The sequence below is a fragment of the Shewanella sp. MMG014 genome, assembly GCF_018100775.1.
GTDB lineage: Bacteria > Pseudomonadota > Gammaproteobacteria > Enterobacterales > Shewanellaceae > Shewanella > Shewanella japonica.
Map to the genome: position 1 here is coordinate 99,882 of NZ_JAGJDZ010000003.1, position 24,021 is coordinate 123,902.

A 24,021-nucleotide genomic window follows, 5' to 3' on the forward strand; every position below is an offset into this window, starting at 1 on the left:
GTTAAAATTTACGATTCTTTGGTCTGGATCTCCATCCTGTGAGCCAAAGCACTATACCTGATGTGATACAAATATAAGAAGGCCATAGTGTAGCGTCTTGATTTAATAATAGTGTGCCACAGATCAACAATACAGCAGATGTTATTAATAAGTAATTGCTCTTATGAGCTTTGTGCTGAAACTTCAGGTACTTATCTAACATCTGTTGCTGAGTTCCCAGCAGTTTTCGGCCCACTTTTAGGTTGTCATAAATCAGTTCTGGGAATTCAGGTAACTTTTCTGCCCAGTAAGGACTTTTCATTTTCACTTTGTCAAAAATCGCTTTAGGCCCGACTTGTTCAGACATCCATTGCTCTAAAAATGGTTTTGCTGTCGACCACAAGTCAAGTTGAGGATAAAGCTGACGGCCTAACCCCTCAATGTAAAGTAATGTTTTTTCGAGTAAAACCAGTTGTGGCTGCACCACAATGTCGAATTGGCGGGCTGTGCGGAACAGCTCTAGTAACACGTGACCGAATGATATTTCATCTAATGGTTTATTGAACATCGGCTCACACACCACTTTAACGGCTTGCTCAAATGCCAGTACGTCTGTGTTTTCAGATACCCAGCCTGATTCAATATAAAGCTGTGCAATTCGTTGGTAGTCTCGGTTAAAGAAAGCAAGAAAGTTTTCAGCTAAGTATCGTTTATCGACATCGCTTAATGTGCCCATGATGCCGCAATCCATACCGATATAAAATGGATTGTCTGGGTGCTCACGGCTAATAAAGATATTACCAGGGTGCATGTCAGCATGGAAAAAGTTATCGCGGAATACTTGGGTGAAAAATAGCTCTACACCGCGCTCTGCTAGTAATTTAAGGTTTGTGCCTTGGGCTTTCAGTGCTTCAACGTCTGATACAGGGATACCATAAACGCGTTCCATGACCATCAAACGAGGGTAGCAATAGTCTTCATAGACATAGGGTACATATAAGGCGTCAGAATCTAAGAAGTTATTGCGCAGTTTAACCGCATTAAGGGCTTCTAGATTCAGGTTTAACTCACCTAGTATTGTGGTGCGATAATCATCAATTACTTCAGCAGGGCGTAGGCGGTTGCCTTCTCCTAACAGCTTTTCAAGTAGATCTGCAGCCTGACACATTAATTGTAAATCGGCTTGCACCTGCGCTTCGACATTGGGACGAAGGACTTTCAGTACCACTTCGGCGCCATTTTCTTTTAAATTTGCAGTATGTACTTGTGAAATTGAGGCTGATGCGAGTGGGGTTTCATCAAAGTTATCGAATAAGCTTTCGATTGGTGCTTTTAATTCAGCTTCAATAGCCTGTCTAGCGAGTGCTGAATCAAAAGGAGGGACTCTGTCTTGCAACATTGATAACTCATTTGCCCACTCGTCATTCAACAAGTCACGACGTGTGGACAACATTTGGCCCAACTTAATGTAGACCGGTCCTAGTTCTTGCATCGCCAGTTTTAAGCGTTCTGCTGCGGGTTTATCTTTGTGTTGATTGCGAAGCCAGAAGAAGCAATTGCGAAGCAAACTGAAGTACCAGGGGGTTTTCTTATTAGCAATAATCTCATCTAGGCCGTAATGCAATACAGTTTTGATGACTTGATAACCACGTCTGATACTGGCAATTGTCATGGGGTAATCTTTTCTCTTAGTGATGCAATTCTGGTTTCTATGGCAGTTGTGCTTTCTGCTAACTCTTCCAGATTATCACGAAAATGGATGAATTCTATTTGATGAGGTGCAAGCCGGTACTCTTCAGTGGTTAATTGACCCACGTGAGAGCGAGATTTTTCGAAGACCTGCTTGGCTGTTTGCGCTAATTGTTTTGTACCCGATACCAAGATGTGAGTGGGTGCATCACCGATATATTTTGAGATAGGCTCGGCGAAGTCTAATTCAATGTGGCGTAAGTAGTGACTGAAGCTTTGTAACAAGTTGACGTCGCCATCTAGCTTAAGCTTATCTTGCTTGATTAACTCAGTTAGGCTGTCACCTTCTGAAACCTGATACAGGGTAGTGGCATCGGCTGTTACGCTGACATCCACATCACCTTCGTAAGCGTTGAGTACTTGAATTTTTTTAGCGAATACAAGGTAAAGCGGCCATTCAACTTGAGTAAGCTGAATGCAAAATACTTTACCGTGTAATGGCTTAAGGCGCGCATATTCACCCTTGTCTTGCGCTTGTAACTGCTCAATAGCAGTTTCGAATGCAGCGCAAGCCAATAGTGAAAAATGATTCGGTTGCATTAGAACTTGTAACCACGATGTAGTGCAACGACACCATCAGTCATGTTGGTGTAATCGACTTGTTCAAAACCAGCATCAACCATCATTTGTTTTAATGTGTCTTGATCTGGATGCATACGAATTGATTCAGCAAGGTATTCGTAGCTGTCAGCATCTTGTGTAATTAATGCTCCCATCTTAGGTAATACTTTAAAGCTATACATATCATACACTTTACGCATGACTTCATGCTGAGGTTTAGAGAACTCAAGCACTAATAACTTTCCACCTGGTTTTAATACGCGGCGCATTGAGCGTAAAGCGGCATCTTTGTCGGTGACGTTACGTAGGCCAAATGCAATGGTAATGATGTCGAAGTAGTTATCAGGAAATGGCAATGCTTCGGCATTAGCTTGAACGTAATCAACATTACCTACAATGCCTTTGTCACGCAGTTTAGTGCGGCCAACTTTCAACATAGAGTCGTTGATATCAGCTAAAATCACTTGGCCACGATCACCAACGAGGTGTGAAAACTTTGCGGTTAAGTCACCGGTTCCACCTGCTAAGTCCAACACTTTCATACCTGGACGTGCACCCGCTGTCGCAATGGTGTGACGTTTCCAGAAACGATGAACACCAAAAGACATCACGTCATTCATAATGTCGTATTTAGCCGCAACCGAGTGAAATACGTCAGCAACTAAGTCAGCTTTCTTTTCTGATTCAACGGTTTTATAACCAAAATGCGTGTTCTTTGGGTCGCCCTCAGACATTTGTGTATTCCTATAATGTGCGATAATTAACTGCGAGTGTATGCCATTGCTTGCTTTGCAGAAACTTTAATCAGCGAGAGTGTGATCAAGTTTACTAGAAACAGCGTGGAAAGTGGCAAACCAGAATCGTTTTGCAGCTTTGCAAAAAATTGCTCTGCATTAGACCACAAAACGACTCGATATTGAATAGTCTCAAATGGCGCAAATACAGCATAACTGTCAATATCATACGCCTTAATTAAACACTGGGTTCAACTTTACGCAGTGCTTGATACTTTGTAGGCGTTATCATTTTGCCAGTATGACCGCCTAGTCTTAAATTGAATGTCGGTAACACTCTGATTTAAAGTTGTTTTTGTGTTTTTTAATAGTGTTGCGGTTGCTTGGCTTGAATATAAGCATAAATCAATTCACTCACACTTTGACCCACATCTCTATTGCCAGCAGACTCGCCCGCTTCATGACATAGCGGTGCAGCTTCAGCAATATGTAAGTATGCAGTTTGAGTATGTTTAGCCATATAACTGACGTAGTGGCAGGCATCAAGTAGTGGTATACCTGCAAAAGTTGAGGCACTACTCGGCATTTTAGCGATAGCATCGACATCAAGCTCTAACGCCACTGGTAATTGGGTTTGATTAATATTCTTACTTATCTGGGTTAATGCCTCAGTTAAGCTGATTTCTCGTCTGACCCAAATTTGCTGGAAAGTATGCCACTGACCACCAAATAAACTGAGTTGTTCTAGTGTCGCTTCGCTATTTTTAAGTTCATGTAATCCAAGTACATGGTAGTAACTTAATGCACCATTGGCAGCAGCGTAGCTAAATCCATTGCCACTGTGTCGGCCTTCTCGTGGTCGAAAATCGCTATGTGGATCGAGATTGACCGCCGCAGCAGCTTGATTAAATTGACCTTTTACAGCCATTAAAAGGCCATAAGCATTGTTATGACCGCCGCCGATCACTATAGGCGTTAATTGTGCTGCAAATATTTGACTGACGATGTTGATAACTTGCTCATCTAATTCAGCTGTTGCTTTTGATAAGTCTGCTTGAGTGGTATTGTCATCGAGATGGTGAGGTAGGAGGTTGCCTAAAATAAGGCATTCTTTTCCGTGAAGGTATCTGTTTGATTGCAAGTTCAACCATTGCGACATCGTTGCTTCAAAAGCCGTATTTGCTCCACCTCGACCAAGGTTAGCTCTAGGGCCTGCATCTTCGCTGATCCCAAGAATAACGAACTGTCCGCCTTGGGATTTAAACTGCTGTAAAGCTTCTTGTTGCGCCGCACTGTTAGTTAAGGATGGTGCAAGCACGTGCACTGTTTGTCCTAATTTTGTCTCTCCATCACGGGGGGAGACAAACTGCTTAATTGCTTCGTGCGTCATTATCTGTAGCATAAAAACCTACTTTATCTCGTGTTAAGTATTATTGTTATCGAGGTTGGGTTCGTTATTGTTGTGGCCACAAGGGCTATTAGCGCATTTATTGTGATGCCTTGTGCCACTATTGTTCATGACAGTGATGAATGAGTAAAGCAGATTTAGCTTAAACAATGTTCTATTACAGTAAATAAAAAAGCCAGCAAAGCTGGCTTTAATTTTGACTGCTCATGATATGACGGTAGTTATCAATTAACCTTCACAAGGTGAAAGTTGATTAGTCGATGTCTAAAGCTTCTGGCGATAAAATAATGCCAGTATTATCAGCATAAATATGATCGCAAGGTAAGAAGGTTACACCGCCAAAGTTAACTGGGATTTCAACTTCACCGACACCATTACCATCAGCGCCAATTGGGATTGAAGCGAGTGCTTGAATGCCAATGTCCATTTCTTCAAGTGTGTCGACATCTCGGACAGAACCATAAACAATGATGCCTTCCCACTTGTTGGCAACAGCAATCTCGGCAATAGAAGCATCGATTAGTGCACGACGCATCGAACCGCCGCCATCAACTAATAATACTTTTCCTTCACCATCTGCTTGCAGTGCATCTGCGATAAGGCCGTTATCTTCGAAGCATTTAATGGTGCTAATAGAACCACCAAAAGAGCTCGTACCGCCGTAATTACTGAACATAGGTTCTACGACATCAACAACATCTAAATACATATCACACAGTTCTGAGGTGTTGTATTCCATAGTGACACTCCTTGGGGGTAGCGATTTGTTACTTCTCGCTAGTAGTTAAGCAATCTTAAATGAATTATATGAGCTTTTTGTGAAATTAAAAGCGATATTCATCACCAGATGACGATAAACCAACAAGTTGATTTATAAACTGATGTTGAGAAATCCCACAACATCGCACCAGAGACTAAGTTGTAGGAAACTAACTTACATTAGTGGTGGATTAGGATGTTTATATTGATCTTAGTCATCTTATTACGGTTTTTTATTACAACCTTGTATGAAATTTTGTTAATATCAGCGCTTAATTAAATGCAGTTTGTTTTATTTGCTTTAGGGGCACGGACCCCCCGTAACGCTTATGGATGGCAGAGGGCCTTAATGAGAGGTTCTTATGGAAGGGTTAAACGTTGTTGAAATCATAGGTTATGGCGCATCAGTTATGGTGGCTATTTCATTAATGATGAAAGATATTATCTGGCTACGTTGGTTAAACTTTGTGGGTTGTACATTATTCGTTATTTACGGTGTGCAAATTGAAGCATGGCCAGTAGCAGGTATGAATGCCTTCGTTGCGGGGATCAATATTTTCCATTTGATCAAAATCTATCGTACCAATAAGTCAGAAAGCTTATCTGAAGCGTCTGCGTAAAAATGGTCAAGCGAGGTGCCTTTATTGGGCACCTTAATCCATCACTGAAATTTACTATTTACCAACCACGCTTCATATATCCTCTCTCGTTTTTATCTTTATGTCAGTTCCAACGCTTTATTGACATATAAAGGCTGATGCAAGCTTGCCTGTTTGTGCTCAGATATCACTTCCTCTTATGACGGTTATTGCGGACACTTGATATCAGTATCAGATTCGTCATTGTCATAAAACTTTCGACAGAATGTCATGTCAGCGTCATTGGTCATATTTACAGTCCTAATCATGGTTGGATAATAAATAACCCAAAGGACTAGCGAGATGGTGAATATAGCAAACTTAGATAAGTTGTTATTTTGTCATATATTAACCTTTTGTCGTGAGCATAAGCTTAATCAGTTTGCTAAGCAGGTCTCTGCAACGGGTGATGGCCATATTTATGTGTATTTGGCCGTTGGATTGTTGTTTCTACATCCTCAAGGAAGCCACTTTTTCAACCTTATGTTAGTCAGCTATATTATTGAGCTGCCTCTTTATTTATTACTCAAAAATTTTATTCGTCGCAATCGTCCCTGCGCCGCATTTGCAGGGTTTGAATCTGATTTTCAACCATCCGATAAGTTTAGCCTGCCTTCTGGGCATACGGCGGCGGCCTTCATTATGGCATCAGTCGTGATGCATGTTTTCCCATTACTGGCTGTGATGGCATTTACTTGGGCTATGGCAATTGGCTTATCGAGAATCGCACTTGGCGTGCATTACCCATTAGATATCTTAGCTGGAATAGCATTAGGGCTCGGAGCGGTGAGCATGGCAGAGCAATTTATTTAACCACAGGGTATTTAACTCTTTTTATTTTGTGGGATGTAGAAATTAGTGGCAGGTAATCAAGGGCGTTTATGAAAATCTTATACGGTGTTCAAGGTACAGGAAATGGCCATATTAGCCGTGCACGTGTGATGGCGAAGTCACTGAGTAAAACGGACATAGAGGTCGATTTTTTATTCAGTGGCCGAGAAGAACATCAATATTTTGATATGGATTGTTTTGGTGACTTTCAGCTGCGAAAAGGTATGTCATTTATGACAGAAGGTGGGCGAGTTAATCTGCCAAAAACCATTAGACGCAATCTTTCTACGTCCATCTTTTCAGAAGTGCAGCACATGGACTTATCTGATTATGATTTAGTGATTAATGATTTTGAGCCTGTGACGGCTTGGGCAGCAAAAAAACAGGGAGTCACATCAATAAGCATCAGCCATCAAGCTGCATTGCAGTATCCTGTGCCTAAACAAGGGATGAGTTGGCTTGACGAACGTTTACTGAATAACTTCGCTCCAACAGATATTAAACTAGGTTGCCACTGGCATCACTTTGGTTTTCCAATTATTCCGCCTTTTGTTGAAGTCGAGCCAAACTGCGGTGATCACCATCATCAGATTTTGGTGTATTTGCCTTTTGAAAGCCCAGATGAAATTGCTCGGTTCTTGGCGCCTTTTAATCAATATCAATTCTTTGTCTATCACGCTGCTGAACCGAATATAGCATTGGCAGACCATATTAATTGGTTCGGTTTCAATCGCACGGGTTTTAAAGCCCATATGTCACAATGTGGCGGCGTGATAGGCAATGCTGGGTTTGAACTGGCCAGTGAAGCCATGACGCTTGGCAAAAAGCTGTTGGTAAAACCGTTATTAGGTCAATTTGAGCAGTCATCTAATGTGGCCGCATTAGAATTACTTGCTGCTGCACAAAGCATGGACACTTTAGATGGCAGTGTATTAAAACGTTGGCTAAAGTCTGCATCGCCAAAGCCTATTCAGTACCCTCAGGTCGGTGATGCTTTAGTGAAATGGTTAAAACAGGGCGACTGGCATCAACATCAAATGTTGTGCAACGATTTATGGTCGCAGGTGGAATTACCAGATAACTGGCGTAAATGAAGGTATAACTGAGTATGCCTTGTGAGCGGGCAATGGAAAGCTAATGGTTTAAACTATTCTTAAGCGCTAATTTTATGTGCAAATGCTCAGCGCTAACGGTAATGACTAGCACCCATACAATTGGCAATAGCGTTAACTGGCCGCTTTTGAATGATGTTCGTAAAGTTGCTCAAGAAGTTCGTCTTCAAAAGCAAAACGCGTTTCCATTGCTTGAGCTAATTTTGATAAATCGGCGTCTAAGTCCATCAATACATCGTCACTTTCAACTTCTGTATATTTATCATTGAAGTCAAGCGCAGCATCGGTTGTTTCGCTAATTTGAGGCAATAGGTGTTGTGCACGGGCTTTACTGCTTTCACCAGACTTCTCACATTCGTTGACCACTTGGTCATACACTTCAAAGTGTCCCTCGGAAACGTAGTCCACTAATTGTGCACAAAATTGCTTGACCGTTTCTGTGGTTGGAAGGCTTTTTTCTGGCGCAGTGTAAGGGGCTAGACCGGCAATATTGAAGTATTGGATCAGTAAATTTCTACGGTGTTGTAGCCATTGATCGACAAGCTTGTTAGAACCGCCCCATTTTTGTTCGGCTTTTTCTAGTTTTGTCAGCATAACGAAATCCAATATTGCAACTAATCCATAACACTTAATGTATGAGAGAAAGTGACTATTGATCAACTATTTTCTGTAAAAGATCGAATGGATCGACCAGAAGAAGGACGTTTTAATTGTAAAAAATAATGAAACTGTGGAGTTCAGAAAGAAAAATGCCCAGTGATAGCAAGCTATCACTGGGCAAATAGATTTTTTAAGGGCTCGATTTATCGTGCTTCTTGATTGTTCTTGCTAGCGCAGACTTTTTATACCAAACGCTAACAATAGGTGCAACTTTTTTATCCAATTAGCCTAATCTATACCTAATTATGAGTATTATTGTGAGCGCGATAACGATTACATTAGCAATTTCGATACTAGTTGGGGTGTTACTTCACATTAATTTAGCATTGCTGGTTACATTAATCGCATAAGTGCTAAACTACGCGCCAGCGGATATCACTATATGTTTAGGAATCAAGCCCCATGGCAGAATTAAAGAATGATCGTTATTTACGCGCTTTATTAAAACAGCCTGTTGACAGAACCCCTGTCTGGATGATGCGTCAAGCTGGACGTTATCTACCTGAATATAAAGCGACTCGCGCAGAAGCGGGTGACTTTATGTCTCTTTGTAAGAACCAAGATTTAGCATGTGAAGTGACGCTACAACCACTTCGTCGTTATGATTTAGATGCTGCAATTTTATTCTCAGATATTCTTACTGTTCCAGATGCAATGGGCTTAGGTTTATATTTTGAAACCGGTGAAGGTCCACGTTTCGAGCGTCCTACAGATACAATCGACGCTATCAAAAAGCTAGCTATCCCAGATCCTGAAGATGAGCTTGGTTATGTTATGCGTGCTGTTAGCACCATTCGTCGTGAACTAAAAGGTGAAGTACCATTAATTGGTTTCTCTGGTTCTCCATGGACACTAGCAACCTACATGGTTGAAGGTGGTTCAAGCAAGACGTTTGAAAAGATCAAAAAAATGGCTTACGAAGAGCCAGCAACACTACACATGCTTTTAGACAAGTTAGCTGATTCAGTTATCTTATACCTAAACGCACAAGTTGCTAACGGTGCTCAATCGTTAATGATTTTCGATTCATGGGGCGGTGCATTATCTCACCATGCTTACCGTGAGTTCTCGCTACGTTACATGCAAAAAATCGTTGATGGTCTTACTCGTCATGCAGACGGTCGCCAAGTACCAGTTACTTTATTCACTAAAGGTGGCGGACTATGGTTAGAATCTATGGCTGAAACAGGTTGTGATGCACTAGGTTTAGACTGGACTGTTGATATCGGTGATGCACGTCGCCGTGTTGGTGAAAAAGTTGCGCTTCAAGGTAACATGGATCCATCAGTACTTTACGCATCACCTGAGCGTATTCATCAAGAAGTTGACCAAATCTTGTCATCTTACGGTGAAGGTACTGGCCACGTATTTAACTTGGGTCATGGTATTCATCAGCATGTTAATCCTGAGCATGCCGGTTCGTTCATCAACTCTGTGCATGAGTTATCGGCTAAATACCACAAGTAATGGGTATGAAGTTTGAGGCGTCGTGAAGATGCGTAAAAAAAGACGAGCTTAGCTCGTCTTTTTTATTTGTGAAAAAAGTGACGAATGACTAAAGCTGAACTAGCTTATAGGAATCATCGAGTTAAAGGTGTGGTGATATGTGTCACAAAGTAAATATGAGATATTCTAATTTGTGATCTTTGCAAAATTCTTCAGAGAGTTAATTTGATATTTTATACACATTCTGAGAATAAATATTTTATGCTAACTAGTTTTGTTTCACGATGGGATGGAAGCCACATCTAGTAGCCTTCGCTAAAAGAGAGTTAAATATGAAAATTCAAATTATTGTTGCTTTAGTGTTCTTCGCTATTTTTGCTGCTTTGCTTCCTGGCACCCATTACATCTATGTAGCCAATGCTGATTATTACATGGGGCAATACATCACAGTTGCTTCAGTATTATTGATGTGGATTAGCTTGTTTGCGGGTATTGCGAGTCTTTTCTTCCACAAAATTAAAAGCTTATATCAATCAATTTATAACGATTAATTGTAGACATTCAAGGTTCGTTATTAATTGACTTGATACGTAAAGCCACCTAAATAGGTGGCTTTGTTGTTTTTGGCTTTGTTGTTTTTGGCTTTGATGCTTTGAGCAATTATACGTTTAATCCTCTGTCATATAGAAGAAAGTAATCGCGAGTCTTTTTTCCCTCTTTTCTTTACCAAAGTAACTACTGGCGCTGTGAACCATATTGCCTTTGAATAAAATGAGGCGATTAAATTTATTTTCAATGGCTTCGTCTTCATACCAAGCACTTGGAGGTAAGCTGTCGGTGTTTAACGCATCCACTAAATTGTTATAGGGTTTTTGTACTAGATTACCGCCAGCAGCTTCATTCGCGTATTTCAAGCGATAGAAAGAGGTTCCAGAGTGTGGTTTAGGATTTTTACTTAAAAAAAGCACGGCGCCGTATCGACAAAGCTGCCGATTATCAACATGAGGTCTTGCCGCTCCTTCATCAGCCCCAACCAAAATAGCTGTGTTTGTATCAACAACGACACTGTTTGATTCAGCAACCCATAATTTATCGACTTTTAGGGTTTCTTTTATCCAGTTTTCTACTTGTAAGAGCTCTTTTTTCTTCAAGGCGTTTTTAGAGCGCATACCAGGCCATAACTCACTAGTATAAGGCTTGCCAAGCTTCCACTTACTTTTCATGAAACAGCGATTGGCAATCTCTGTTGCTTGCTTTTCAGAAAAGAAATTATCAATTATCCAAAAGTTTTTATTTTCTTCGGGCTTTTCATAATTGAGTTTAGGAGCATCGAAAGGTGCATCAGGAAGGTTGAGTTCATCTGAATATATTGGGTGCATGCTGTATCTACCTGCAAACGATTTAAAATAATAATTGTTCGTTTAATACGGACGGTGCTTGTTGAATTTATGTTATCAACATTCAAATGCGATGGGTAGAAAAGTGGCTCATTAACTTGTAAAAAATAATGAGTAATCAAAATCGGAGTAACGATTACTCACATAACACTCAATGACTTGAAGAAAGCAGCTCAATATGAAAACAACTTCCTGTACCAGGTTGACTGTCGATATTTATACGGCACTTTAATATCCCAAGGAGCTGTCTAACAATTGCAAGCCCAACACCTAATTGTGGGAGTGGTTGTTCTGGTGAAAAGGTAAGTTGTTGCATTGATAATTGTTTTAAAGCGTCCACTTCATGCTTGTGCATACCTGCACCAGTGTCTTTAACGGCTAGCCAAGTTTGACCATTTAACGTTTCACTGTAAATGGTAATAGTGCCATCTTTAGGGGTGTATCTGAGCGCATTATCAACAAGGTTATTGAGGATTCTGCGCATCAATTGTGGATCGGTATAAACCTGTAATTCATCGGTAATATTAAATTGTAATCTTATTCCCAGCTTTTTAGCTCTAGGAGCAAATGTCTGATTCAAATCGAGTAACAACTCACGCAAATTGATTTGTTTAATTTGAGCGCTAATTTGACCGTTTTCAAGTGCTGCAAGCTCAAGCAGTTGCGATAGTAATTGTTGCAAGTTTTGCCCTGAGTTAGCCGCATACTCTATGTATTCTGGTTGGCGCTCATTTGGTGGGGAGAGCAACCAGGTATCTATATATCCTAATAAAGAGGTGAGCGGTGTTTTTAAATCGTGGGATAAATGCAGTAAAAAGTCATGTTTTGCTTGTTGCTGGCGTTTAACTTGTTGATGTTGATTATTAAGCTCTTGCAGTAAATGATTAATATGTTCGCTGAGCTTTTTGATTTCTAAGCTACCGTTATAACGGTTTGGGAGAGTCAGGCTGCTGTCGAAGGAATTCCCTTCAAACGAACACGCTTTAAGACGCGTTAAATCACTGGCTAACTTTTGAATTGGACGGGTAAAAAAGCCTAATAATAATACAAACAATATCAAGGCAAATATCACCCAAAAACCAATCGTAGCGCCCCATAGTTTAGGCTGGTTTTCAGAATTAATCAGCGCCTGCCAGCTGTCATAATCTTCACCGCCAATAATCACGTATAAATACCCGCTGTGAAGGCCATCCTCTGTGATAAGTGGGCTGACTGAAAAAATCTTCTCAGTTTCAGTCGATCGAGGGTCTGTTCCTAATATAGGTAAATCTCGGCGTGCAATAAACTGCTCAATTTTATCTAAACTCACTCGGTTTTTTTTAATCTTCTCCTCTTTTGCATCATAAGCAACGACTCGGCCTTCTGGATCGAGTGTATAGATCTCAAAACTGGGCCCAAGTAACATAAAATCATGAAACGCTTCTTTTAATGCCGCATCAGAAGTAATGCCTTGAGAGAGTAATGGGTTGATATGTGCCATATGCTCAGCCAATTCGAGATGCAAAGATTGCTGAATTTGGTTACGACTAAATTCATGATTGAGTTGCAACCATTGCCATAACGCCATGAACAGAATAAGCACAACCAATGTCGCTGAAAGAAATAGTCGATTAAATAGTCGATTCATAATGACTGGCCTGCCTTGGTAACATCAGAGAAAAATAATCCATTTACGCTTCTGGTGGAGAAAATTTATAACCCACTCCCCACACTGTTTTTACGAGCTCAGGATGACCTGGACTGCGGGCAAGTTTGCTGCGTAAACGATTAATATGGCTATTTACCGTATGCTCGTATCCATCATAGTTATAACCCCAAACAGCCTCTAGCAATTGCATACGACTGAATACTTGGAGTGGGTGCTTGGCTAAAAATAACAGTAAATCAAACTCTCTTGCGGTGAGTTCAAGTGGGCTGTTATTGGATACGACCTCTCGGGTGGTTGAGTTAATGGTGACCCCATTAAAGTCCAATTGCTCAGTTTGTACTTGTTGAACCTTACTGCGCCTTAGCATGGCTTTAACGCGGGCTCTAAGCTCTAATACGCTAAATGGCTTCACTAAATAGTCATCAGCGCCAGCTTCTAACCCCAAAACAATATCGGCTTCAGAATCTTTTGCAGTTAGCATCATTATTGGTAATGACTTTTCTGCTTCTCGTAATTGCTGACATAACATGATGCCGTCACCATCAGGCAGCATCCTGTCCATGAGAATGAGGTCGAACGTTTTTGTGTCGATGATTTGCATTGCCTGACTTAACGTAGTCGCATGAAATACTTCATAATTTAATGCTGTTAAGTTGAGCATGATAAGTTTTGCTAAGTCTTGTTCATCTTCCACAAGTAAAATATGCGGCTTTATCTGATGGCCGTTATGCTTAGTGCTATCGTTCATCCAGAATGTCCCAAATCAGATCCCTACTGAGCAGACCTGACTTGGGCAGATTAAATTTCAAATTGTTTAAATAATGTTATCAAACAGAATTTAATCTATCGCTGAACAATCTGATTAGCTATGCATTCGCATCACTTACTCAGTACGGCTAATCGAGATAGAAACCGCTGGATTATCAAAACGATGTGAAGGCGTTAATACGCTATCCATTAACCCATCATACATAGTGATAACACCAGGGTGGATATGGACAAAATCAACATCATCACGTTCAGCGTTGTAGCCTTCACCACCATCAGCAGGTCCAGGCATAGTGCCTTGTGCTTCTGAGTTTGCTTCGGTTCCAGCATCGTAAACCATGCCACGCATAGATACTGAATCACTCACTGCGAGCATACTGATGTCATAGCTGTTTAAGCCTGTAAATGCATCATTGGTGTTCACTAACATAGTGGCAACCGTGAGGTTGGCTACATCGGCTTCTTCGAGTGTCACGGTAATGGTTTCTGACATCCCTGGCATTAAAATACCAGCGCCACTGACGGTTGAAGTAATGCCTTCAATCGCAGCAACATCTGCTGCATCACCACCTTCTGCGATTTTCTCTAGTGCAACGTTGGCTGCTTCACCGGCCTGCCACAACATGACATCATCACCATGAGAGGCGATAGCAATGGGAGACATTGGCTGGTTAGCTGTTAAATTCGTAACAGTGACAGTGTATGTTTGCATTACCACAGCTGGCGGCGTTGGTGTCACTGGTGCCGGTGTTGGTGAGTCATCATCGTCATCAGAACAACCACTTAATCCAATCACAGCGATAAGTGCTACGGCTGATAAACTGTATGGATGACTGCGTTTTTTGGACGTATTCGTTAAATATCTCATTGCGATTCCCCCTTATTTGACGGTAACAACAACTTTCGCCACAGGGTTTAACCAGCGATGAATACGACTGTCTAAATCACTGGCACCGCCTACTGCATCAGTATCGCCAAGCACACCTGGATGAGTGTGAACATAAGCATTAGTAGAACCATCCATAACACCAGTACCATTCATACCTCCGTCACCGCCAGGAGCAGCTGGAATACCTGGAACACCTGACATGCCGCCGCCATTGACGATTTCATCGTTGGCTTCTGTACCTGCATCATATGCATTTAAATACACAGTGTAGCTGCCTGCCTCAGTCGGAATTTCCCAGCTATCTAAACCAATAAAGGCATCGTTGGTTGGTAATACCATTGCCACAATCGATAAATGTGTCATATCCATAGAGTCGAGCATCACTTCACTTACATTCGCGCCAGGGGCTAATAATCCCATTGCAGGGTTAACAGCGGTAAAACCACCAGCACCCATTACGGCGGCATCTAAATCACCAACATCGCCGCCTTCAGCCATTTTTTGTAAGGCTGGTGTGGCCATTTCACCGACATGGAAAAGGTGACTGTCAGTATCATGAGCAGCAATCAGTAGCGGGGTGAAATGATTACCATGGGTTAGGTTAACGACACTAATTTCTAAATCAGCTGCAGATGCTTGAGCACTAAATATTCCGCCTGCAACTAATCCAAGGGTTAACAAGCTGGTTTTGACTGATAAATTTTTGTGTGTTGATGTCTTTAAGACTGATGATTTCATAACAGAGCTCCTTTTGTTTGATTGATAATGATTCTGACAAAGGGATCTCACTGGGTTATCGCTAAATTATCACAAAAGTTTAACATCGTTTATTTGAGCGATTTTTTTGTGTTATCGTGATGGTGAATAGTAAAATTTTAGGGTGTGAAAATGATAATAAGAACACTAACTCCTGAAGATTTTCAACAGGTTATTGAGCTAGGTAATTTAGTGCATGGTGAAGGTTACTTAGACATGCCTTCGCTGGAAAATATTTATCAAATGGGAATAAAAAATAATATTAATGCCCATTTTATCGCAGAAAATGAACAATTATCATCGGTACATCAGGCGCAAGAACAATCAAAAATAGCTGGGTTTAGACTGACCTATGCAGCGGGCAATTGGCCAATTGATAAATGGTGTACACCACAAAAATGGCCAGTTTCACCCGATCAAATGTGTTACTTCAAGTGCAATACAGTGGCTCAAGAGCTTAGAGGGCAAGGCATAGGTTCGCAACTACTACAAGCCTCTATCAAAGCAGTAAAAGCGCAAGGTGCGACAGCTGGAGTGAGTCATTTGTGGAAACAAAGCCCTAAAAATTCAGCAGTGGGCTACTTTACTCATGCTGGCGGTAAATTGATTAAAGAGCATCCGAGTCGATGGAACCAGCAGCAAGACAACAGTGATTATCTGTGCGTGATATGCGGCGATGATTGCCACTGTACAGCCTGTGAAATGGTGATTGAGTTTAACTAAATAACTCATTTCAACATTTCTCTGTATGACCACATTGGTGTTAACCACGAGTACCCAACATGCCTCAAGCTTTGTATGATCCCTTAATTAATCAATCACCTGCTAAGCAGCCTTTTGCGCATAGCTACTGGGCGAGCACACAATCATTACCCGCATTACTTCCCTCACTCAAAGGTTCTCAGCAAACAGACGTTGCTATTATAGGCGGCGGCTATACTGGTCTATTGACGGCTTATTATTTAGCGACACAATACCACATTGATTGTCGTGTGCTTGAGGCTAATCAAGTGGGGTTTGGCGCTAGCGCTCGTAATGCGGGTTTTGTCTTAAAGGGCTCGGGTCGTTTGGGGTATTCCGCAATGGCTGAACGTTGGGAACTAGACACTGCGCGCGGGATCTACAGTGAGTTTAGTCAAGCGGTAAGTCGAGTTGAAGGATTAATACAGCAACATCACATACAGTGTGAGCCACAAGAGAAAGGTTATCTCAAGGTCGCTCATAATCCAAAAGCGTTAAAAAACCTTAAAGCGGCAGCCGAATATATTCAAAAAAATATGGCGCAAGGCAGCGATTTTACAGCCGAGTTTATTACTGCTGAACACTTTAGAGAGCAGTACCTTAACCATCATCAAGCTTATGGTGCGTTAAGGCTGAATGATGGCTTTGGGATTAACCCTCTTAAGCTATTACTGGGCTATAAGTCCATGCTTGAAAAACAGGGAATAACCATAAACGAGCAATCCTGTGTGCGTGACTGGATAGAAGAAAATGGAAAGCACCGTTTAGTAACGGATCAAGGTGAACTGTTAGCCAATAAGGTGATCATGGCGGGTAATGCTTATTCGCCTAAGCAGCTGAACCAAAGAATAGATGATAAGTTTTTACCGATACTGAGCAATATTATCGTCACTGAACCATTAACTGCAGATGAGCTAAAAGCGGCAGGTTTACATAGTCACCAAGTGACCATGGATACGCGAATATTAAAGTATTACTTTAGATTGCTGCCCGATAACCGTTTATTGTTTGGAGGCCGTGGCGCCGTATGGGGCAAGGACGCGGCTAAGCCGATATATGGTCAGCGTTTGAAACTTGCGATGGATAAGTGCTTTCCACATCTGAGCCGAAAGAAGGTTGCTTATAACTGGACGGGGTGGATAGCAGCATCAATGGATGACATGCCCCATGTTTACGGTAAAAATGGCGTTGGTTACAGTTTGGGTTATTGCGGCGCCGGCGTATCATTTAGCGCTCAAGCTGCCTTTAGACTGGCACAAAGTATTGCAGGAGAAACCTTACCGAACTTACCTTTGTATAACTCCCCATTACCACAGATGCCGTTTGCAAAAGCAAGACGGCTAGGGCAATGGGGTTATTATCATTATGGCTGGCTCAAAGATAAATTCGGTTAATACTGATTTTATACATCGATATCATCAAGGCTAGCTTGCTTGAATTTCTTCATTGAGCGTTGATTCATCTAATGGCTCAATTTTAATATTGAAATAGGCATAAGACGCACTGATAAACGGACAAACTAAGTTAAAAATAGCGTAGGGTAGGTATGCGATAGTCGCCACGCCTAGGGTACTTGCCATAAAGGCGCCACAAGTATTCCAGGGGATCAACGGGCTAGTGACAGTTGCTGAATCTTCTAAAGAGCGGCTTAAATTGACAGGTGCAAGTTTACGCTTTTGATATTCCATTTTTAACATTCTACCGGGTAATACGATGGCAATGTATTGGTCGGCAGTAATCACATTAGCGCCAATACAGACCCCAAGAGTGGTGATAATTAAGCTGCTGGTGCCTGTCACTAAATTCATGATGCTTTCAAGTAAGCGAGCTAATAAGCCTGTCACTTCCATCACGCCGCCAAAAGCCATAGCACACAATATTAACCAGACTGTTGTCACCATACTGCTCATGCCGCCACGGCTTAATAAGTTGTCGAGCACGGCATCGCCAGTATTAGCCACATAACCATCAAACATCGCAATCCAAATGCCTTTAATGATGGCAATTACTGGTAATAACTGTGGGTCGTTAACGTAAGTAATCACATTATCAAACTGGAAAATGGCTGCGCAGATAGCACCCGCTAAGGTACCAATAATCACGGTTGGAAATGCGGGCATTTTCTTATTTGCCAAAAAGAGCACAACTAATAATGGTAGTAGTAAATGCAGCCCAGGTTGGTAAGTATTTTCTAGTAATGTCAGCGTATCACCTAGTTGCGAGTTAAAGCTGGATACATCGGCTGATAAACCTAAAAAAGTAAACACGATTAAGGCAATAATAATGCTGGGCACAGTGGTCCAAGTCATATGCTTAATATGACTAAAGATATTTGAGCCAGCAACGGCAGGAGCTAGATTGGTTGTGTCAGATAATGGTGACATTTTATCACCAAAATAAGCGCCACTGATGATTGCACCTGCAGTGATATTGATATCTAAACCCATCGCTGAAGCGATACCAATAAGGGCAATACCAATAGTACCTGCTACTGTCCACGAACTACCGATGCTTATAGCGACAACGGCACATAAAATACAGCTGGCAGCATAAAAATATTGTGGATGGAGGATTTGCATACCGTAGTAAATCATTGTCGGCACTGTGCCGGCTAAAATCCAGGTACCGATTAGGGAGCCAACAGTAAATAAGATCAGTAAAGCGCCAGTTGCGACACCAATACTTTTAATGATGCCACGTTCCATTTGGTTCCAGCTGTAGCCATTTTTGTAACCAATTAAAATGGCAATGCAAGCGGCGAGAATCAGTGCAATTTGGTTTGCTCCTGATGAGCTATCAGAAGAGAAAAGGTACACCGCAGCGCCCAGCATGGTGATAAGGGCGATAACAGGTGCAAGGGCGTCAAACAAACTAGGTTGTTTGAGTTGAGAGTCAGACATAAAGCGATCCCTATTTTTATTCTTATGGGGTGTTGTAAATAGTCGGTGTTATTTGTTGTTAATTTGTAACTTGGCCGACATCCTGCCATAGATACAAGGGATAAGTCGATGTTTTGGCAATTGGCAACTTGCTAGAAAAGCATAGGACTACAAGATCTATTGCTTATTAATTTAAGATACTAGATTAGCTATTCATTTGAGGTGATATTGGTGCATATTTACTTAGATGTGATTAGCTATAATTAGTGATTTTATTTCTTTGTTATCCCTTAATTTAATAAGATCAAAGTCGTGGCGCTTCGCCCACATCAGAATCAAGGGGTAAAGCGCTTGTCCTCATATTTTATTTACTAAGAGTAATCCCTCAGCGCTCCGGCGAAATTTAAAAAGCAAAATTTCCAACGGAGTATTATTTAGCTTTTAGCTTCATTTGGTTCAGCTTCGTCCATCTTCAAAAATCACTAACGCTTACGACGGGGCGTCCCTTCCCCTCGAAAGCTAGCTGATATCTTAAGTGCAGGATGCACAAAATGCCTTGAAGCACATGGATGTGCGAGAAAGGCCATGTCAGGACTCACGTAATTTTCTTGATGCACTCAAGCCAACTGAACTCTGCGGCTTTGCTCTATATTGAATATAAAAACGAAGTTAAATCGAAGAGCTAATAATCCCAGTGTAGATGCAGCAGCGAGCTTCCAAAACATGGATGTTTTGGCTGAGCTTACAGGGATGTACTTGTAGCGTCTCGCAGTTGTATCTGCACATAAGCCTGCGGCAGGCAATTAGTTAAGTCGAAGCTATGAACTTAGATACATTATTCAATATCTACAGGGGTATTAAATAAGCGGACTATTGGCCGAAAAGTCGTGGCGCTTTATGGTTGGATATTTATTTGCTCTGAGAGAGTTAAATTTAGTCGACTATTTCAAGGTAAGCATTTGGTGGAAGGTCTACATTATTCTAGTTAATTGGGATGTGATTACTTGAGTAATAGCTACATAGGGTAATTGAAGTAAAAATAAAAAAATGGCAGGTTATAATTCACTGATTAATAATCAAAATAATATAAAGGGATTTATTTTGTTAGATTTTAAAACGTTATGGGAATCATTTCCTGAGAAAAGCTTAATGAAAGCTCGGTGTCAAAATAAGCAAGAAACAAGCTCTGCACCTTTTGACAATTATTGTGCAATATTACTAAGTGAAGCTTTAATTAATGTTGGTGTTTCTACATCAAGCGCTAAGGCCGCAAAGTGTTGGTCACATTCAGGAACTAAGCATATTTTAAGAGCTGAAGAAATGGCTAAATGGTTAACTTCTTCTAATATAGGTGGACTCCATAAGGTTGAAAAAATTTCACCTAGTACTTTTCAAAAAGACTTAAAAAATCGAACTGGAATAATTTTCTTTAAAGATTATTGGCAAAGAGGAAATGAAACAACTAATAACCAAAGTGGTGACCATATTGACTTATGGAACAAGGATGAAATAAGCAGTAGCGGTATGTTAATGAGATCAATTTATGAGTTTTTTGGGACAGTTTCTGATTTCAATAAAGCAAAGAAATCCATTTTTGGGAAATTAAGTGATAATTATGAATAGTTTGATTAAGAAAGTTACTTTTATCATTGTAAATTCCATTTTTAACATAGGGATTTTTTTAGGGTTTTATAATTATTTAGTATCTCCATTGCTGCATGAAGAGCAAAGGATGGATATTGCGCCTTATATTTTTATGTATGTTTTCCCAAGTTATATCATTGTTTCTATTCTATCAATATTCATCTTCAGAGTTTTATTTACCCGTAATTAATAAATATTAAAATTTTACTATCGATAATTAATCAAAAAAAATCCCTGTGACTTTTAGCATTGACTGCTATCACAGGGATTTTATTTCATAGCTTCAACAACAAGCTAATTAACGAGTTAGTCTTTACCTTGCTCACGTGCAATCGCACGGTATGCAATATCTGTACGGAAGTAGACGTCATCCCAGTGGATGGCATCGACTAAACCATATGCCGCTTTTTGTGCTTCTGTCACTGTGTTACCGAGTGCTGTTGCACATAATACGCGGCCGCCAGCAGTGACAACGTGACCGTCTTTCATGGCGGTGCCTGCGTGGAATACTTTGGCGTTGTTATCACCTAAAGATAAACCGTCAATCACATCTGCTTTACGGTAGGCATCAGGGTATCCGCCTGCAGCTAGTACCACACCGACTGCTGCGCGTGAATCAAATTCAGCGGTCACTTTATCAAGCTCACCACGGGTGGCGGCTAAACAAAGTTCAACTAAATCTGATTGTAGACGCATCATGATTGGCTGCGTTTCTGGGTCGCCAAAGCGGCAGTTGTACTCTAGTACTTTTGCGCTGCCATCAGGTGCAATCATTAAACCAGCATATAAGAAGCCTGTGTAAACATTGCCTTCTGCTGCCATCCCATCAACCGTTGGACGGATAACGTTAGCAATTGTCCAGTCGTCTACGGTTTGCGTGACCACTGGCGCTGGTGAGTATGCTCCCATGCCGCCTGTGTTCGGGCCGTAATCGCCATTATCACGGGCTTTATGGTCTTGGCTTGATGCCATAGCTAAGATGTTATTGCCATCGACCATGACGATAAAGCTGGCTTCTTCACCTTTTAAAAATTCTTCAATAACAACGCGAGAACCCGCTTCGCCAAACTTATTGCCTGCTAGCATATCTTCAATTGCAGCATCGGCTTCAGCTTGGTCTTGCGCGATAATCACGCCTTTACCTGCAGCTAAACCGTCAGCTTTAATCACAACAGGGAAACCTGTTTTAGCAGTTAACTCAACAGAGTAAGCTTTCGCTGCGTCAATTTCAGTGAAGTTTGAGTAGTCAGCCGTTGGGATGTTGTGGCGAGCTAAAAAGTCTTTAGTGAAGGCTTTTGAAGACTCAAGTTGTGCTGCACCTTGAGTTGGGCCAAAGATAGGTAAACCAGCTTCGTTAAAGGCATCAACTACGCCAAGTGCTAAAGGCACTTCTGGGCCAACAATGGTTAATTCAATTTTGTTGTCTTGGGCAAACTTCACTAATTCTGAAATTGCTTCAACTTTAATGTCGACGTTTTCTAATTTTGGCTCTAAAGATGTGCCTGCGTTGCCAGGAGCAACAAAAACTTTTTCAACTTGAGCTGATTGAGCTGCTTTCCAAGCTAGTGCGTGTTCGCGTCCGCCGCCGCCAATTACAAGTACCTGCATCTTTATTCACCTTTTTTATATTCAATTTGGTAAAAATTATCATGTTCTTTAAACGAAAAAAGCAGCCAAATGAGGCTGCTCTATTCAAATGCTATTTAGTGACGGAAGTGACGCATTCCGGTGAACACCATAGCAATGCCGTGCTCGTCTGCTGCGGCAATGATTTCTTCATCGCGGATTGAACCACCCGGTTGGATGATGCAGCTGATGCCCGCTGCTGCGGCTGCATCAATACCGTCACGGAATGGGAAGAATGCATCAGATGCCATTACAGACCCTTCAACAACCAAACCTTCATCTGCGGCTTTAATGCCTGCCACTTTAGCTGAGTAAACGCGGCTCATTTGACCTGCACCCACACCGATAGTCATGCCATCTTTGGCGTAAACAATCGCGTTAGATTTAACGAATTTAGCGACTTTCCAGCAGAACATTAAATCAGTAAGTTGTGCTGCTGTTGGTTGTACTTTTGATACCACTTTAACGTCAGCGACATCAACCATACCCTGGTCACGGTCTTGTACTAATAAGCCGCCATTAACGCGCTTAAAATCTTGAGTGGTGGTTTTAGTGTTCCACTGGCCGCACTCTAATAAACGTACGTTCGCTTTAGCTGCAACGATTTCACGTGCTGCTGCACTGACTGTTGGCGCAATGATCACTTCAACAAACTGACGGTCAACAATGGCTTTGGCAGTGTCTGCATCTAACTCTTGGTTAAACGCGATGATGCCGCCAAATGCTGATGTAGGGTCAGTTTTAAAAGCGCGATCGTAAGCTTCTAAAATGGTGTCGCCTAGTGCAACACCACATGGGTTAGCATGCTTAACGATAACACAAGCTGGACCGTCGAATTCTTTAACACACTCTAAAGCTGCGTCGGTATCAGCGATATTGTTGTAAGACAGCGCCTTACCTTGCAGCTGAGTTGCGCTAGCAACGGATGCTTCATCGATATGAGCATCAACATAAAATGCAGCTTTTTGATGGCTGTTTTCACCGTAGCGTAAATCTTGCTTTTTGATCAGCTGAGTATTGAAGGTACGTGGGAAGCTTGAATCTTCGTGGCACTCATCTTTACTGTGTGCTGGTACCATAGTACCGAAGTAGTTCGCAATCATGCCGTCATAAGCTGCTGTATGCTCGAATGCTGCAATGGCTAAGTCAAAGCGAGTTTCAAGTGTTGTGCTGCCTTCATTGGCTTGCATTTCTGCAATCACGCGGTCGTAATCACTTGCATTAACCACAATGGTGGTGTCTTTGTGGTTTTTAGCTGTTGAGCGAACCATGGTTGGGCCACCGATATCGATGTTTTCAACGGCGTCAGCCAAAGTACAACCTTCTTTTGCCACTGTAGAAGCAAACGGGTAAAGGTTAACGGCAACTAAGTCGATTGGTTTGATGGCATTTTGTTCCATCACGATTTCATCGATACCACGACGAGCTAGAATGCCGCCATGCACTTTAGGGTGAAGTGTTTTAACACGACCATCCATGATTTCAGGATGACCTGTGTAGTCAGAAACTTCGGTCACTGGGATATTATTATCAGCAAGTAATTTAGCAGTGCCACCAGTAGAAAGTAGCTCTACGCCTTGCTCATGTAATGCTTTAGCAAACTCAAGCATTCCAGTTTTATCAGATACGCTTAACAGCGCGCGACGAATAGGTCTGACAGTATTCATGTAGGTACAGTGTCCACTATTTATTTAAGGAAGTTTGGCAAAGCTGAGTTTGTTAAATCAGCTTTGCCAAAGTTCCTACGATGCACATCTCGTTTTTATTTTATTAGTGAGCCGTACTCGAGCGCGCGT

The 24,021-nt window shown here is 41.5% G+C and carries 22 protein-coding genes; 8 read left to right on the forward strand and 14 right to left on the reverse strand.

Going from position 1 to position 24,021, the window contains the following annotated elements:
• Position 1: 1 nt before the first annotated feature.
• The 5 genes from ubiB to rraA form a co-directional block, all read right to left on the reverse strand.
• Complete coding sequence (gene ubiB / locus J8L86_RS05690; RefSeq protein WP_055023562.1) at positions 2–1,651, reverse strand: ubiquinone biosynthesis regulatory protein kinase UbiB; 1,650 nt, start codon at positions 1,649–1,651, stop codon at positions 2–4.
• The gene (locus J8L86_RS05695) at positions 1,648–2,268 is read right to left on the reverse strand and encodes an SCP2 sterol-binding domain-containing protein (protein WP_211029278.1); all 621 of its coding nucleotides are present in this window, start codon (positions 2,266–2,268) and stop codon (positions 1,648–1,650) included. Before J8L86_RS05695 ends, ubiB begins: the two co-directional genes overlap by 4 nt.
• Positions 2,268–3,023: a bifunctional demethylmenaquinone methyltransferase/2-methoxy-6-polyprenyl-1,4-benzoquinol methylase UbiE gene (gene ubiE / locus J8L86_RS05700; RefSeq protein WP_055023560.1), complete on the reverse strand. Its 756-nt coding sequence runs from the start codon at positions 3,021–3,023 to the stop codon at positions 2,268–2,270. The genes J8L86_RS05695 and ubiE overlap by 1 nt, the downstream gene beginning before the upstream one ends.
• A gap of 364 nt (positions 3,024–3,387) precedes the next feature.
• Positions 3,388–4,425, reverse strand: coding sequence for a formimidoylglutamase (locus tag J8L86_RS05705; RefSeq protein ID WP_211029280.1), 1,038 nt, complete (start codon positions 4,423–4,425; stop codon positions 3,388–3,390).
• Positions 4,426–4,684: 259 nt separating this feature from the next.
• Complete coding sequence (rraA, locus tag J8L86_RS05710; protein WP_055023558.1) at positions 4,685–5,170, reverse strand: ribonuclease E activity regulator RraA; 486 nt, start codon at positions 5,168–5,170, stop codon at positions 4,685–4,687.
• A 382-nt stretch (positions 5,171–5,552) separates the two neighbouring features.
• Between rraA and J8L86_RS05715 the strand changes: the two genes are divergently transcribed.
• The 3 genes from J8L86_RS05715 to J8L86_RS05725 all read left to right on the forward strand — a co-directional run bounded on the left by J8L86_RS05715 (position 5,553) and on the right by J8L86_RS05725 (position 7,753).
• Positions 5,553–5,810, forward strand: coding sequence for a YgjV family protein (locus J8L86_RS05715; RefSeq protein ID WP_055023557.1), 258 nt, complete (start codon positions 5,553–5,555; stop codon positions 5,808–5,810).
• A 321-nt stretch (positions 5,811–6,131) separates the two neighbouring features.
• Positions 6,132–6,641: a phosphatase PAP2 family protein gene (locus J8L86_RS05720; protein ID WP_055023556.1), complete on the forward strand. Its 510-nt coding sequence runs from the start codon at positions 6,132–6,134 to the stop codon at positions 6,639–6,641.
• A gap of 68 nt (positions 6,642–6,709) precedes the next feature.
• A complete protein-coding gene (locus J8L86_RS05725) occupies positions 6,710–7,753 on the forward strand; it encodes an MJ1255/VC2487 family glycosyltransferase (protein WP_211029283.1) in 1,044 nt (347 codons plus the stop codon).
• Positions 7,754–7,885: 132 nt separating this feature from the next.
• On the opposite strand, the gene rsd is transcribed toward J8L86_RS05725, so the two are convergent.
• Positions 7,886–8,365: a sigma D regulator gene (gene rsd / locus J8L86_RS05730; RefSeq protein ID WP_211029285.1), complete on the reverse strand. Its 480-nt coding sequence runs from the start codon at positions 8,363–8,365 to the stop codon at positions 7,886–7,888.
• A 468-nt stretch (positions 8,366–8,833) separates the two neighbouring features.
• Between rsd and hemE the strand changes: the two genes are divergently transcribed.
• A complete protein-coding gene (gene hemE, locus J8L86_RS05735) occupies positions 8,834–9,898 on the forward strand; it encodes a uroporphyrinogen decarboxylase (protein WP_055023553.1) in 1,065 nt (354 codons plus the stop codon).
• Between the two features lie 311 nt (positions 9,899–10,209).
• Positions 10,210–10,428, forward strand: coding sequence for a hypothetical protein (locus J8L86_RS05740; protein WP_055023552.1), 219 nt, complete (start codon positions 10,210–10,212; stop codon positions 10,426–10,428).
• A gap of 117 nt (positions 10,429–10,545) precedes the next feature.
• Here the strand turns inward: J8L86_RS05740 and J8L86_RS05745 are convergent, their stop codons facing one another.
• The 5 genes from J8L86_RS05745 to J8L86_RS05765 form a co-directional block, all read right to left on the reverse strand.
• Entirely contained in the window at positions 10,546–11,256 is a 711-nt protein-coding gene (locus J8L86_RS05745; RefSeq protein WP_055023551.1) for a DUF6445 family protein, read from the reverse strand.
• 169 nt (positions 11,257–11,425) lie between these two features.
• Positions 11,426–12,901, reverse strand: coding sequence for a HAMP domain-containing sensor histidine kinase (locus J8L86_RS05750; protein ID WP_065109330.1), 1,476 nt, complete (start codon positions 12,899–12,901; stop codon positions 11,426–11,428).
• 43 nt (positions 12,902–12,944) lie between these two features.
• Entirely contained in the window at positions 12,945–13,670 is a 726-nt protein-coding gene (locus tag J8L86_RS05755) for a response regulator transcription factor (protein ID WP_065109331.1), read from the reverse strand.
• A 135-nt stretch (positions 13,671–13,805) separates the two neighbouring features.
• Positions 13,806–14,558 carry a spondin domain-containing protein gene (locus J8L86_RS05760; protein ID WP_055023548.1) on the reverse strand — a complete coding sequence of 251 codons (753 nt, stop codon included), beginning with the start codon at positions 14,556–14,558 and terminating at the stop codon, positions 13,806–13,808.
• A 12-nt stretch (positions 14,559–14,570) separates the two neighbouring features.
• Positions 14,571–15,317, reverse strand: a complete 747-nt coding sequence (locus J8L86_RS05765) for a spondin domain-containing protein (protein ID WP_080916941.1) — start codon at positions 15,315–15,317, stop codon at positions 14,571–14,573.
• A 150-nt stretch (positions 15,318–15,467) separates the two neighbouring features.
• Here J8L86_RS05765 and J8L86_RS05770 point away from each other — a divergent pair, with 150 nt between their 5' ends.
• Positions 15,468–16,058, forward strand: coding sequence for a GNAT family N-acetyltransferase (locus J8L86_RS05770; RefSeq protein WP_055023547.1), 591 nt, complete (start codon positions 15,468–15,470; stop codon positions 16,056–16,058).
• A 59-nt stretch (positions 16,059–16,117) separates the two neighbouring features.
• Positions 16,118–17,470, forward strand: a complete 1,353-nt coding sequence (locus J8L86_RS05775; protein WP_211029287.1) for an FAD-binding oxidoreductase — start codon at positions 16,118–16,120, stop codon at positions 17,468–17,470.
• A gap of 30 nt (positions 17,471–17,500) precedes the next feature.
• Here the strand turns inward: J8L86_RS05775 and nhaC are convergent, their stop codons facing one another.
• Positions 17,501–18,976 (reverse strand): Na+/H+ antiporter NhaC, encoded by a 1,476-nt coding sequence (gene nhaC, locus J8L86_RS05780; protein ID WP_211029289.1) that lies wholly within the window; start codon positions 18,974–18,976, stop codon positions 17,501–17,503.
• Between the two features lie 1,026 nt (positions 18,977–20,002).
• Here nhaC and J8L86_RS05785 point away from each other — a divergent pair.
• Complete coding sequence (locus J8L86_RS05785) at positions 20,003–20,578, forward strand: type VI secretion system amidase effector protein Tae4 (protein WP_211029291.1); 576 nt, start codon at positions 20,003–20,005, stop codon at positions 20,576–20,578.
• Between the two features lie 327 nt (positions 20,579–20,905).
• Here J8L86_RS05785 and purD read toward each other — a convergent pair whose 3' ends face one another.
• A complete protein-coding gene (gene purD / locus J8L86_RS05790; RefSeq protein WP_211029292.1) occupies positions 20,906–22,207 on the reverse strand; it encodes a phosphoribosylamine--glycine ligase in 1,302 nt (433 codons plus the stop codon).
• Between the two features lie 95 nt (positions 22,208–22,302).
• Positions 22,303–23,892 (reverse strand): bifunctional phosphoribosylaminoimidazolecarboxamide formyltransferase/IMP cyclohydrolase, encoded by a 1,590-nt coding sequence (gene purH / locus J8L86_RS05795; RefSeq protein ID WP_211029294.1) that lies wholly within the window; start codon positions 23,890–23,892, stop codon positions 22,303–22,305.
• Positions 23,893–24,021 lie beyond the last annotated feature (129 nt).